Source organism: Streptomyces sp. NPDC052773, from assembly GCF_044547145.1.
Classification (GTDB): domain Bacteria; phylum Actinomycetota; class Actinomycetes; order Streptomycetales; family Streptomycetaceae; genus Streptomyces.
The window spans coordinates 81,019-93,307 of sequence record NZ_JBITZX010000019.1 but is presented as its reverse complement, the minus strand read 5'-3'; the positions used below and the strand labels follow the sequence as shown (position 1 = coordinate 93,307).

Annotated in this window: 13 protein-coding genes; 7 read left to right on the top strand and 6 right to left on the bottom strand. The window is 71.8% G+C overall.

Translation table 11 applies throughout. From position 1 onward, the window contains the following. Positions 1-136: 136 nt before the first annotated feature. Positions 137-1,285: a PP2C family protein-serine/threonine phosphatase gene (locus tag ACIG0D_RS31665; RefSeq protein WP_399807792.1), complete on the bottom strand. Its 1,149-nt coding sequence runs from the start codon at positions 1,283-1,285 to the stop codon at positions 137-139. Between the two features lie 211 nt (positions 1,286-1,496). Between ACIG0D_RS31665 and ACIG0D_RS31660 the strand changes: the two genes are divergently transcribed. Beyond that, positions 1,497-1,931 (top strand): MarR family transcriptional regulator, encoded by a 435-nt coding sequence (locus ACIG0D_RS31660; RefSeq protein ID WP_399807789.1) that lies wholly within the window; start codon positions 1,497-1,499, stop codon positions 1,929-1,931. A gap of 170 nt (positions 1,932-2,101) precedes the next feature. On the opposite strand, the gene ACIG0D_RS31655 is transcribed toward ACIG0D_RS31660, so the two are convergent. The 3 genes from ACIG0D_RS31655 to ACIG0D_RS31645 form a co-directional block, all read right to left on the bottom strand. After that, positions 2,102-2,902, bottom strand: coding sequence for a cholesterol oxidase substrate-binding domain-containing protein (locus tag ACIG0D_RS31655; protein WP_399807787.1), 801 nt, complete (start codon positions 2,900-2,902; stop codon positions 2,102-2,104). Between the two features lie 132 nt (positions 2,903-3,034). Next, positions 3,035-3,511 carry a YbaK/EbsC family protein gene (locus tag ACIG0D_RS31650; RefSeq protein ID WP_399807784.1) on the bottom strand — a complete coding sequence of 159 codons (477 nt, stop codon included), beginning with the start codon at positions 3,509-3,511 and terminating at the stop codon, positions 3,035-3,037. 56 nt (positions 3,512-3,567) lie between these two features. Continuing rightward, the gene (locus ACIG0D_RS31645; RefSeq protein ID WP_399807782.1) at positions 3,568-4,146 is read right to left on the bottom strand and encodes a GNAT family N-acetyltransferase; all 579 of its coding nucleotides are present in this window, start codon (positions 4,144-4,146) and stop codon (positions 3,568-3,570) included. A 51-nt stretch (positions 4,147-4,197) separates the two neighbouring features. Here ACIG0D_RS31645 and ACIG0D_RS31640 point away from each other — a divergent pair, with 51 nt between their 5' ends. The 3 genes from ACIG0D_RS31640 to ACIG0D_RS31630 all read left to right on the top strand — a co-directional run bounded on the left by ACIG0D_RS31640 (position 4,198) and on the right by ACIG0D_RS31630 (position 5,650). Beyond that, a complete protein-coding gene (locus ACIG0D_RS31640; protein WP_399807780.1) occupies positions 4,198-4,791 on the top strand; it encodes a TetR/AcrR family transcriptional regulator in 594 nt (197 codons plus the stop codon). Between the two features lie 80 nt (positions 4,792-4,871). Continuing rightward, on the top strand, positions 4,872-5,135 hold the full coding sequence (locus ACIG0D_RS31635) for a hypothetical protein (protein WP_399807778.1): 264 nt from the start codon (positions 4,872-4,874) through the stop codon (positions 5,133-5,135). Continuing rightward, complete coding sequence (locus tag ACIG0D_RS31630; protein ID WP_399807775.1) at positions 5,132-5,650, top strand: hypothetical protein; 519 nt, start codon at positions 5,132-5,134, stop codon at positions 5,648-5,650. Before ACIG0D_RS31635 ends, ACIG0D_RS31630 begins: the two co-directional genes overlap by 4 nt. Positions 5,651-5,822: 172 nt before the next feature. Here the strand turns inward: ACIG0D_RS31630 and ACIG0D_RS31625 are convergent, their stop codons facing one another. Both ACIG0D_RS31625 and ACIG0D_RS31620 read right to left on the bottom strand, forming a co-directional pair. Further along, on the bottom strand, positions 5,823-6,827 hold the full coding sequence (locus tag ACIG0D_RS31625; RefSeq protein ID WP_399807773.1) for a peptidoglycan-binding protein: 1,005 nt from the start codon (positions 6,825-6,827) through the stop codon (positions 5,823-5,825). Between the two features lies 1 nt (position 6,828). Continuing rightward, complete coding sequence (locus ACIG0D_RS31620) at positions 6,829-6,981, bottom strand: hypothetical protein (RefSeq protein ID WP_399807770.1); 153 nt, start codon at positions 6,979-6,981, stop codon at positions 6,829-6,831. Positions 6,982-7,045: 64 nt separating this feature from the next. Here ACIG0D_RS31620 and ACIG0D_RS31615 point away from each other — a divergent pair, with 64 nt between their 5' ends. From ACIG0D_RS31615 to ACIG0D_RS31605, 3 genes are all read left to right on the top strand, one after another. Further along, a complete protein-coding gene (locus tag ACIG0D_RS31615; protein ID WP_399807767.1) occupies positions 7,046-7,168 on the top strand; it encodes a hypothetical protein in 123 nt (40 codons plus the stop codon). A 139-nt stretch (positions 7,169-7,307) separates the two neighbouring features. Next, on the top strand, positions 7,308-11,123 hold the full coding sequence (locus ACIG0D_RS31610) for a hypothetical protein (RefSeq protein WP_399807764.1): 3,816 nt from the start codon (positions 7,308-7,310) through the stop codon (positions 11,121-11,123). 99 nt (positions 11,124-11,222) lie between these two features. Further along, positions 11,223-12,104 (top strand): restriction endonuclease, encoded by an 882-nt coding sequence (locus tag ACIG0D_RS31605; protein ID WP_399807761.1) that lies wholly within the window; start codon positions 11,223-11,225, stop codon positions 12,102-12,104. The last annotated feature ends 185 nt before the right edge of the window (positions 12,105-12,289 follow it).

Genomic DNA, 12,289 nt, shown 5'->3' with positions numbered 1-12,289 from the left:
TGGGCTCCGGCGGGTGCCGGTCGGCATGCCTTCAGCCGATAATTGCCGTATGACAAACATTAGCGGCGGGCTGTGGTGCAAACAACACGCGTCCGCAACTCGGGGGCGGTGCCGGCGATTCCCGCGCTGCGCCCGGTCAACGGCCGTGCCAGTCCAGGCAGACCACCAGGGCGTCGTCGTCCGGGACGGAACCGCCGCGATGTCCGGTCAGTTCCCGCAGGATCGCGCGCGGCACCTCGGCGGCGGGCAGCAGGCGGGTGGACTGGATCGCACGGGTCAGTGCCGCGTTCCCGTACGGCTCTCCCCTGGGCGAGGCGACGGCGTAGACCCCGTCGCTGACGAAGACGAGCCGGTCGCCGGGCTCCACCCGGAACTCCTGGGCGACGTAGTCGGTCTCCTCGAACATGCCCAGCGGCAACTGGGCGTCGAAGGTGATCCGCTCCACGGTCCGGCCGCGCAGCCTCAGCAGCTGCGGGGACCCGGCGTCCACGACCCGGGCGTGCCCCGTGGCGAGGTCGAAGTCGAACATCAGCACCGACAGATAGCAGCGGCCCCGGTAGTGGGCGTAGACCGCCTGGTCGGCCAGCGCCGCCTGGTCGGCGAGGGGGATGCCCGCCCGCCGGGCGTTGCGCAGCGCGTTGATGGCCAGGTTCGTCAGCAGGGACGCCTCGATGCCCTCGCCCATGCCGTTGGTGACGTACAGCATGAGGCGGTCGGCCGTCGCCGACCAGTCGAAATTGTCACCGAAGATGGCGTAGGCGGGCTCCAGTTGGGCGCCGAGTTCGTACTCGGGCCGGGAGCAGGACCGCCCGGGCAGCAGCTGCCACTGCATCTCCGCGGCCAGGGTGAGCCGGTCCTTGCGGCGCGCCTGGAGGTAGATGTCGGTGTCCCGCTCGGCGACGATCACCTCGTGGCCGAGTACGTCCGCCACCTCGGCCAACTCGTCCAGACAGCCCTGTACGTGCTCCCCGCCGGGCAGCGTCACCGACAGCACGCCGAGCCGGTCGCCCCGGACGGTGACCGGCAGATGCGCGCACACGACACCGTCCCCGACGGGCTCCACGAACGGCTCCTGGGCGCCGAAGGCACGGCCCGCGGCGCTGCTGTACGCGGACACCGGTTCCAGGGTGTGCGGCAGCACCGACACCGGCTGGAGCACGGTCAGACCGTAGTCGGCCATGAACAGCTCGACGGACTCCGCCTTGTACTCCGCGACCAGCACCCGCCGGACGGCGTCGAGCAGTTCGTGCGGTGCCGCCGTGCGCAGGGCGCGTTCAGCGGTCACAAATCTGTTCACGATAGGGAATACACCAATCCTTTGCTTGTCACCTTCCGGTCTCGCTCCGACCACGAGACCGCTCACCCGGGCTGCGCCGAAGGCCCACGCCCAGCCGCGCCGGCGCACTCGCCTAGTACGCTGGCCGCCATCCGAGTGCCTGCGAGAGTGTGACGTGACTGCCTTCCGCCCCCGCCCAGAACCCGACGAGGTCGCCCGTGTGACCTCGACGGCCGCGGAACTGCTGGAGGTCCTGTGGGGCAGGGCCTCGACCGCGCCCGCGTCCGCCTCCCAGCTGCGTGTCCTGCTGATGCTGGAACATCACGAGGGCATCAACCTCGGCACTCTCGCCGACTCCCTCGCCTCCACGCCGCCCTCCACCAGCCGCCTGTGCGACCGACTGCAGGCGGCCGGATTCGTCGACCGCGTGGTGGGCCCGACCGACCGGCGCGAGGTCCGGCTCCGGCTCAGCACCCGGGGTCGCGCCTTCCTCGCCGACCTGCGCGCCCGCAGACAGAAGGAGCTGCAAGCGGTCCTCGCCCACATGCCCGCGGCCAAGCGCGTGGCCCTCCTGGAGGGCCTGGAGGCCTTCTGCACGGCGGCGGCCACGCGGATACGCCACGACGCACCGGCCTCGGACACCAGAACGGCCTGACCCCCCGACCGGCGCGCCGGATCTTCCGCCCTCACGGGACGGCACCCGACTGTCTGTGCTCCTCATGAGGGTCGGTTACCCCCTGATCCCGGGGATGCGACCTGCGGAACCGGCAGGTGACCAGAGCCACGGCCGGCGCGAGCGCCGACGAGCGGGTGTTCGGCCTCGGCTCAGCTCGACAAGGAGTCCGGGAAGGCCGTACCGAGGATCCGGTGCGGATCATGACGGTCCAGGACGGCGACCGCCTCGTCCCACCCCTCACCGCCCCCGGCTCGAAGGCTGTCGGGAACGCGGCGGTCGATCACCTCCTGGTCGGCCCACGCGGCGTCGTCCGTGTACGCCCAGCCCTTGGACCACTCGACGCGCAGCGCGGCCCGCGTCCCGTCGAACGTCCGCCACAGGAACCGCTCGACGTCACGGAGGAAGCGGTGCAGATGCGGGGTGCCGGGCATGGTGAGAATGCCGAGCCAGAGCGCGGTGTCCCACTCCGGACGGTCCGCGCGGGGCCGGACGGGGGAGAGCAGCGGCGGCCGGGCCCCGGGCACACCGCTCCACGCGGGATCGTCCAGACCGGTGACCCGGATCTCCACGGCCCCGTTCACGGGATACTGCCCGCGCTCGCGGTACTCCTGGACCAGACGACGACAATGACCGGTGAACTCGGCCGGCGCCCACTGCACGTCGGCGCGGCGGACGAGTACGGCGTAACCGTTGGCGGTGACGCGCAGCGTGGTGGGACGCACGTACTGAAGCAGCGTCCGGGACGGCCCCCAGAGGTCCGAACGCAGACCGCCGGCCACCAGGTGGGTGAGCAGGTCCCCGGTCAGCACCTCGCGCACCAGACTGTCGGACAGCAGCACGTCCGCGAGATCACCCGTGAGACCGACCTTGGCGATCAGATACTGGATCTGACCGAACAGTGGCGTCAGATGCCCGGCCCCCGCGACGATCCGGCCGATGAGGCGCGCCAAGGGCTCCAGCGCCGCGCCCTCGTGTCGAGCATCTCCCGCCCCGGTTCCGGATGACCTCCCTCTCCCGCGCCGCTCACCCGAACGGAGGCAGAGCGAACCCCGCGCAGCTGCTGACGCGTCGGCGTGTGCTGCTCAGCCGGCGGCGATGACGGCGGGCCGGCCGTCGGTCAGTTTCAGCAGCTCCGTGAAGGTGGTGCGGAAGACGGTGTGCGGCATGCCGGCGCCGGCCCAGATGTGAGGGTGCTGGTCCAGGGTGAGGTCGATGAGGGTGGGCAGTGGCTGGGGGTGTCCGACAGGGGCGACGCCACCGACTTCCTGGCCGGTGACGGTGAGGACGTAAGCCGGGTCGGCACGGCGGATCCTGCCGCGGCCCACCCCCAGCAGGCGGGCGACGAGACGGGTGTCGACGCGGTGGGCCCCGCTGGCCAGGATGAGCAGGGGTTCGCCGCCGACGGAGAAGACGAGGCTGTTGGCGATGGCGCCGACGGGGCAGCCGAGCTGGTTGGCGGCGTCGGCGGCGGTCGGGGCGGCGGCGGGCAGCTCGACGATGTCCGCGGTGCTGCCCTTCTCCTGAAGGGCGGCGAGTACCCGTCGTACTCTCTCGTGCACGAGAACTCCCGGTTGACTGGTGGGGCGGAAGGGCGGGGCGGCGAAGCCATGACCCCTCACTGCGTCAGAGCCACGCCGCTCGCTTCATCACCTCGGGTCCGCCATTCGTCGGCGAGGACGGCCCACAGCTGCGTGTCGTAACGCACGCCCTCATAGGGCCATGCCTCGCGTCGCACGCCTTCGAGCGTCATGCCGAGGCGCTTGGCGACGGCGGTACTGCGGTGGTTGTCGGCGCGGCAGTGCCATTCGGCGCGGTGCAGTCCCCGGACGGTGAAGGCCCAGTCCAGCAGTGCCCCGCAGGCGCGCGTGATCAGGCCGTGGCCCTGGGCGGACGGCTCGAGCCAGCACCCGATCTCGCAGGAGCCGGCAGCGGCGCTGAAGTCGGTGAACATCACCCCGCCGACCAGCGCATCCTCCCGCCAGATGCCGTAGAGGCGCGCCCCGTCGCCGGCTTGGCGTTCGGCATAGCGCGCGAGGGTGGCCCGCGCTCCCTCCATGTCGTCGGTGACGAACGCGGGCCCGACCCAGGGGCGGATGTGGTCGCGGGCCCGGTCCAGATGACCGGCGAACTCCTCGGCGTGCCAGACCTCCAGCGCGGCGAGGCGGGCGCCGTCGCCCAGCGGCAGTGAGAACACCAAGCACCTCCCATTCACATAACAAGCGTTACGGCAATGTAGCGTGGGAACATGCCACGCACCAAGGGAGATCACGAGGCCCGCCGACGCGACGTCTCCGAAGCGGTCTGGCAGGTGATGGCCACCCGCGGCTTCGCGGGCCTGACCCTGCGCGCGGTAGCCGCAGAACTGGGGGCGACGACCGGCCTGCTCACGCACTACTTCCCCACGAAACGGGCCTTGGTGGAATACGCCCTCGACCTGCTCGAACAGCGCACTCTCTCCCGCCCCCGCCGCCAGACAGGCCAGGGCCTGACCGCCCTGCGGGACGCCCTGCTGGACATCCTGCCCCTGACCCCGAAGGCCACCGACACCAACCGGATCTGGGTCTCCTCCTGGGACACCGCCCTCTCCGATCCCCACCTGAGCGCGGACTACGCCCGCAAGTACGCCCGAAGCCGCGACAACCTGACCGAGCGCGTGGCCGCCGCCCAGAAACTGGGCGAACTGCCCCCCGGCGACCCGGCCCACATCGCGACCGGCGCCCAGTCCTTCGTCCTCGGCCTGGTCGTCCAAGCCCTGTTCGACCCGGCATCCTTCCCACCAGAGCGACAGATCGAGCTGCTGGACGACTACCTGGCCTCGCTCACCGACGGCGCCGGTTGAGAACCGGCTGCCCGACCGGCTGTCGGCCTTGCCGAAAACCGCTGGCACAACACCACACAGAACGTGAGGATCAACAGTCGGTGTCCGGCACTCAGCGGAGGGGAACCGGCATGGTCGGTCGGGTGGCAGTGCGGCAGGTGGACGAGGGAAACCTCGAAGAGCTCCTCATGGTGGGCATCGAGGATGCAGCGCCCGAAGAAGCTGACGCCCACGAAGATGCTGCCGTCCTCATCCACCACCGCGAGCCCGTGAAGCTCCGGGAGCCCTTGGCGAAGGTTCGCGGGCACACGTGCGCCGGCACCGCCTGTTCCAGCGGGATTGCGACTGTCCTGGTGGCCCGATGAGTGGCTGGTGGGACTTCCTGGAGGAGCAGACTCGGCGGGAAGTCGACGCGGCGGTGTTGCGCGATCACCGGTTGCCGGCGGTCAGGTCCGTCCGGGAAGCCTTGCGTCCGCTGGGATTGGGCTTGGTCGAGGCGGAACGGGTAGTGCACGCACGCTACGAAGCGCTTGGTGAGCGTGTCCGACGAAAGCCGCCCGATCCTCTCGATCTTCCTTCGCCGGCGGCTCGTGCCGAGGCGCTGCCGGGTCGCGTTGTTGCGATCGAGGCCCTTTGGGACGGCGATACCGTCCACGGCTGGTTTGTGCTGCTGGTCGCCGTCCTGGACGATCCGGCGGGTGAGGGCCACCTGGCGACTGTCCACGACCGTGCTGACGGCTCTGCCGCGGACCGTGCCGCCGAGGCCGGCCGGGCCTTGGCCGGTCACCTCGGGGTGCCGTTCCATTTCGCTTCCCCGGATGTCCCGGATGACGAAGCACCTCGCTGGCGGACGGCCCAGCGTCGGACCGATGAGCCGTGATCGGAGCGGCTCCTCAGGGGAGATCAGCAGCCACCAGACCCTGCTGAGCCGCGCGCCGGGCGGCCACCAGCCGTACATCCAGCGCGCAGCCCTACGCCCCCGCCCGAGTGCCGGACCCCGGCCGTGAGGCCTCCTCCGTGCCGGTCTCCCGGCCGGGGCCCGTGCGGAGGGATCAGAAGGAGCCCGAGTTCAGCGCCTTCTGGAGCAGGCGGGTCGTGTCGGCGTCCCAGTCGCCCTCGGGCTTCGCCCCGAGGTGGGTCCGCAGGGCGGCGAGGGTCTTCGGACCGACGATCCCGTCAGCCGCGACCTTCAGATAGGCCTGCAGCGCCTTGATGGTCAGCGGCCCGAAGGCACCGTCCACCTCCAGACCGGCCTTGGTGCGGCTGTTGAGCGACCGCTGGAGCGCGGCGCACGTGGCCGGACCGAACTCCCCGTCGACCTTCAGGGTTTCCACCTGCTGCACGAGGGCCTTCGGCCGGATCGGCTTGTCGCGGCCGGCGAGGACGGCCTTCATCATGGCCGCCGAGTTCGGGCCGTACTGGCCGTCCACGGTCAGGCGGTACCTGGCCTGGAAGTCCTTGACCGCCTTCTCGGTGGCCGGGCCGAAGTCGCCGTCCACGACGAGCTTCGTCTTCAGCACCGTGTTCAGGTTCTTCTGGAGCGTCTTCACGGCGTTGCCCTTCGAGCCGCGCCGCAGGATGCCGTCCCCGCTGGGCATCGGGGCGCTGCCGCCCTTGTACGCGGGCCGGCCGTAGCCGACGATGCAGGCGGAGTTGCGGCGCCGGCGCCGGAAGGCGTCGGAGGTGTTGCCCTCCAGGGTGGTGATGGTGCGGTTGGAGTGCACCGCCTCCACGATGCCGACGTGGTCGATGGCACCGATGGAGCGGGAGCCGGACCAGTCGAAGAAGACGATGTCGCCGGGGCGGATGCCGCCGATGCCGTAGTGCCAGCGGCCCTTCTTCTGGAAGTAGCGGGCGTGGGCGACGGTGTAGGCGAACTTGCCGCCGATCGCCGCCAGGTTGTCGGAGTGGGCGGCGGCGTAGCTGACGGCCATGTTGCACCACGGGCCGCGCAGTCCGTACCACCGGGTGACGATGTTGTTGTTGGAGCCGGGCGGGTTCTCCCTGACCCCCAGCAGCTTGCGGGCCGCGGTGAGCATTCCCTGGACGTTGCCCATGTCAGATCTCCATGTCTTCCGGAAGGGCCTGGATGTCGCCGTCGACGGCGACCGCGGGGTCCTGGCTGACGTCGTCCTGGCTGGGGTCGACGTCGAAGATCCCCGCGCCGCCGACGGGGTACGGCGACTGCTGGTCCGGTGTGGGCTCGGTCATGAGCCGTTCCTCTCTCGTGTCGGATCTCGCCGGCCGCGGGCCCCTGGGGGGAGCCGGACCGGCGGTGGGCGGCGCCGTCGCGGTGCCGCTCGACATCGAGTTCAGCGGGCCGGACGTTGATAAGCAGCCCGCATTTGTGCAGGTGAACAATCCGTCGGACGCGGGGAGCCGCTTTGCCCGTCGCTGAGGGCGGGTTCTACGGTGGCTGTGCCGGGCCGCGTTGTCGGAGCACCGTCAGCCGATCGAGGCAAACGGGGCAAACGAGATAGACGGGACAGGCGGGGCAGAGGGGCGGGCGAGGCCGGCGGGGGAGCGGAGGACACGGGATGGGGCGCAAGGAGAAGCCGCTGGACCCGGACGCGGGTCCGGTGCAGCGGTTCGCGGCGGACTTACGGGCGCTGCGCACCGAGGCGGGCACGCCGACGTACCGGGCGATGGCACAGCGGACCGGGTACTCGGCCCCCGCCCTGTCGCAGGCGGCGGCGGGGGAGAAGCTGCCGACGCTGGCGGTCACCCTCGCGTACGCGGCGGCGTGCGGCGGCGACGCGGACGTATGGGAGCAACGCTGGCGGGCCGCCGCCGAGGAACTGGCGGCCGTGCCGAGGGAGGACGCCGACGCCGAGGAGTCGCCGTACCGGGGCCTGACGCGGTTCGAACCCGGGGACGCGGAGGTGTTCTTCGGACGCGACCAGCTCGTGGAGAGCCTCGTCGACCTGGTGCGGAAACACCGCTGCGCGGTGGTGCTCGGCCCCTCCGGCAGCGGCAAGTCGTCCCTGCTGCGGGCCGGGCTGGTCCCCCGGCTCCGCGAAGGCGCCGGACCGGAGACCCCGCTCGCCGCCATCCGCATCCTGACGCCCGGCGCGCATCCGCTCCGCACCCACGCCGAGCGGTTGCGGCCCGCCGGCAAACCCGGCGACACCCTCGTACTGGTCGACCAGTTCGAGGAGGTGTTCACCCTCTGCGCGGACCCGGCCGAACGCGCCGAGTTCATCGACCGGTTGCTCACCTCCCTCGAACCGGCCGGCAGGCTGCGCGTCGTCCTCGGCGTCCGCGCGGACTTCTACGGCCACTGCCTGGAACACCCCGCACTGGTCCGCGTCATACGGGAAGCCGGCCTACCGGTGGGGCCGCCCAGCCGCGAGGAACTGCGCGAGGTGATCGTCCGGCCCGCGACCGTACGGGGCCTCACCGTCGAACGGACGTTGACCGCCCGGCTCCTGGACGAGGTGGCGGACGAACCTGGCGGACTGCCCCTGCTGTCGCACGCACTGCTGGAGACCTGGCGCCGGCGCTCGGGCCGCATGCTGACGCTGCGGGCGTACGAGGCCGCGGGCGGCGTACGGGGCGCCGTCGCGCAGACCGCCGAGGAGCTGTACGGCGAACTCGCCCCCGCACAAGCCGCCACGGTACGGCGCATCCTGCTGCGGCTGATCGCGCCGGGTGAGGGAACCGCGGACACCCGCCGTCCCGTGGACCGCGCGGAGCTGCGCACGGCAGGACCGGACGCCCCGGAGCAGACCGACGCCGTCCTCGACCGGCTGGCACGGGCACGCCTCGTCACCCTGGACGGCGACACCGTCCACCTCGCCCACGAGGCGCTCATCACCTCCTGGCCCCGGCTCCACGGCTGGATCGAGGAGGACCGGCACCGACTGCACGCCCTGCGACGGCTCACCGAAGCGGCCCTCGCGTGGCACGGGCTGAATCGGGACCCCGGGGCCCTCTACCGGGGCGCGCGCCTGGCGGAGGCCGAGGAGGCCTTCACCGGCACGGAGGCCGCCGCCGATCTCACCCCGGTGGAAAGGGAGTTCCTCACCGCCAGCCGCTCCGCCCTCACCCGCGAACGACGGCGCCTGAGGGGATGGGTGGCCTCCGTAGCGCTGCTGCTCGTGCTCGCCCTGGTCGCGGGAGTCGTCGCCTGGCAGCAGAACCGCACCTCCGACCGCCGCCAGCTGGAGGCCGCCGCCGGCCGCGCCGCGACCACCGCCGACTCCCTGCGCTTCTCCGATCCGGTACTCGCCCTCCGGCTCGCGGTGGCGGCCTGGCGGCTGAACCCCGTGCCGGAGACCCGCTCGGCGCTCCTCGGCGCCCTGGGCCAGAACGAACATCCCCCGTTCGCTCCGGACCGCGCCGGCCTGGTCGACGGCTTCGCGCTGAGCCCCGACGGCCGTACTCTCCTCAGCCTCGACGGCCCCGACGGGATCACCCGGTGGGACCTGGACACCCGCCGCCGGACCAGCAGCCATCGGTCGCCGCCCGGCGGCGTGTTCCCGCCCACCGCCAGTCCCGACGGCCGGCATCTCATCGTCGAGGACGACGACGGGGAACGCCTGCGCCTGTGGGACGTCCACGAGGAGCGCTTCCTCGGACCATGGGTCCCCGGCTCCGCGAGAGGGGAGGCCGAGGAAGCGGTCACCCTGCCGGACCAGCCCGCCCCGGACTCCGGCGAACCGGGAGCCGGATTCGCCATCACCGCCACCGTGGCCGCCCACGGCTTCAGCTCCAGCGGACGCGCATGGACCTCGCAGACCGGGGATCGGCTCCGGGTATGGGACGTCGAGGGACGGCGCCTGCACGACGGGACCCTGCCCGGCGGGGACACGACGGCCTACGACATCGCCCCGGACAACCGGACTCTCGCCATGTGCACACCCAAGGGCCTGCGTCTGTGGGACCTCCGTACGCAGCGCGGCCGGAGCGTCGACTGGTCCGCTCGGCCCGCGTGCGGGCCGGACGACAGCCTGGCGTTCGCACCGGACGGACGCGTCCTCGTCGTGTCCGGCTCCAACGGCCTGCGCCGCTGGAACACCGTGACGGGCAAGCAGCTGGCCGCAATCGACGGTGTGACCATGGAGCATCATGCAATCAGCGAGGACGGACGGTTCGTCGCGAGCGTGAGCGACGGCGCGCTCCTGCTGTGGAGCCCTGACCGGTCGAGTGACCCCCTCTTCCGCCAAGTGCTGAAGGACCACGTACCGGAGCAACTCGCCATCGACCTCCGGGCGGGCGTGCTCCGCTACGTCGCGCGGGGGACGCGCGACACCGGCGTCGTCCGCACCGTCGACATCAGCCGGGTGGTGCGGCCCTCATGGCACCGGCACGCGGCCGACGAAGCGGTGCTCAGCGCCGACGGCAGCACCCTGGCCGTCCTGAGGGACCGAGGCGATGAGACCGGGCACGTCGCCCTGTACGACACCCGGACCGGACGGCCCCGGTCCGAGATACCCGCCGTTCCGGCGGCCCGGCCGGACGACCCGTGGAGCACGCCGGGACTGGCGCTGAGCGCGGACGGACGCCGCCTGGCCGTCAGCCGGGGGCCGAGCGAGGACGGAACGGGCCCTGCCCACGTCACGGTCTGGGACACGGCCCGCGAGCGCCGGCTGAGCACGGTCCGGCTACCAGCCGACAGCTTCTCGGACTTCACCCTGAGCCCGGACGGCCGGGAACTGACGACGACCGACGGTATGAGCCCGACTCTCACCGTGTGGAACGCCGCCGACGGCCGCAGACTGCGCCGCGTCACCGGCCCGAGAAAACCGCACGATTCCGGAGGGATGAGCTCCGTCAGCGCGATCTCCGGGGACGGCCGCATGCTCCTGCACGACGACGGGACGTTGGTCCCCACAGCCGGACCTCCCGCCCCGAAGGCGAGGCTCGACGCCCACGCCGTGGCCGCGTTCAGCCCGGACGGCGACACGGTGGCCCTGCTCGACCTGAACGGCCGCATCACCCTGTGGGACGTACGGCGGGGCACATCGCTCGGCATCCTGTCCGGCGGGACCTCCCTGAACGGCCCGTCCGACGACCCGGAGTCGACGACCGCACTGGCCTTCTCCCCGGACGGCTCCGTCCTGGTCGCCGTAGGGGCCACCGGCACACTGAGAATGTGGGACGTCCCCACCCGCCGCCCCCTCGGCACAGACCTGGCCACCGCCGGCGACGACATCACCTCCCTCGCGTTCTCCCCGGACGGCGGCACCGTGTTCGCGGCCGGCCTCCACGTGCCCCTCCAGCGGTACACCGTCGACCCCGACCGCGTCGCCGAAGCGGCGTGCCGCCGAGCCGAGGGAGGGCTGACGCGGTCCCAGTGGCGTGCGTACCTGCCGGACGTGCCGTACCGAAGCGTGTGCGGGCAGGAGTGAGACAGGGCGAGGCCGCCGACAGGACGACGGCCACAGCGTCCGTGCCGCCGACGGCGCCGCATACGATGAGCAGGCAGGACGCCGCAGGAGGGGGACGACGTGAGCGGAGCGGTACACGAGGCCGGCGCACCACGGCCGATGCAGATCTCGTCGTGGCAGCAGGCCGAGCACAACGCGGCCCGCTGGATGCGGCACTGGGGGTACACCGACGCCACCGCGCGTCCCGGCGGGCCCGACGCGGGCATCGACATCCGGGCACGCGCCGCGCTGGGCCAGGTGAAGTACCAGGCCTCCCAGGTCGGACGGCCGGAGCTCCAGCGCTTCGTCGGCGCGCGGCCGAAGGGCTCGACGGCCCAGCTGATCTTCTTCACCGGCAGCGACTACACCCCGACCGCCGTCGCCTACGCGCAGGAGTGGGACATCGCCCTGTTCCGCTACCGCCTCGACGGCACCATGACCCCGGTCAACGACACCGCCCGCCGCATCCACCGCCGACCCGCATCCCCAACGGCCCCACAGGCCCCGGGCCGTACGCCGGCCCCGAACCGGAGCTTCTGGCAGCGCAACTGGCGCGTACTGGTCGCAGTGCCTCTCCTGATGGCCCCCTTGGGCTCGATCGGCGACGAGACGACCTACACGGGCCCGCTGCCCCTGGACGTACTCAAATTCATCGGCATCCTGACCGCTTGCTGGCTGGTAGGCGCATACCTGCTGGCCACCCGGGACGGCCGACGCGTGCACGTCCGGTCCCACGGATTGCGGGTGCGGATCTCCCGCGACAGCGCGCCCTCCGACCGCACCAGCACCTTCTCCACGCTCACCGCACCTCCACCGCAGGCCCTGGTCACCGAAGCGGCCCGCCTGCTCTCCACCGGCCAAAGGCAGCACCAGGTCGACCGCATGCTCCGGGAGCGCGGGGTGGGCTTCCTGGAGCGCGGCAGGATCCTCACCGAGGCCAAGAAGCTGAAGGGACGCCACTGAGACGGCCGACACCGCGACGTGATGCCGGTGCCGACGCGATCACGACGCTCCCCTGCCAGGGATGTTGGTCGGGCGGGGCTCACTGAGTAACGAGGCGGAACGGGTCGGACAGCGGCGTGTTGCAGGATGGCGTTCCCACATACGTCTGTCCCCGTTACTCCCCTAACCCTTTGTTCGATCTGTGT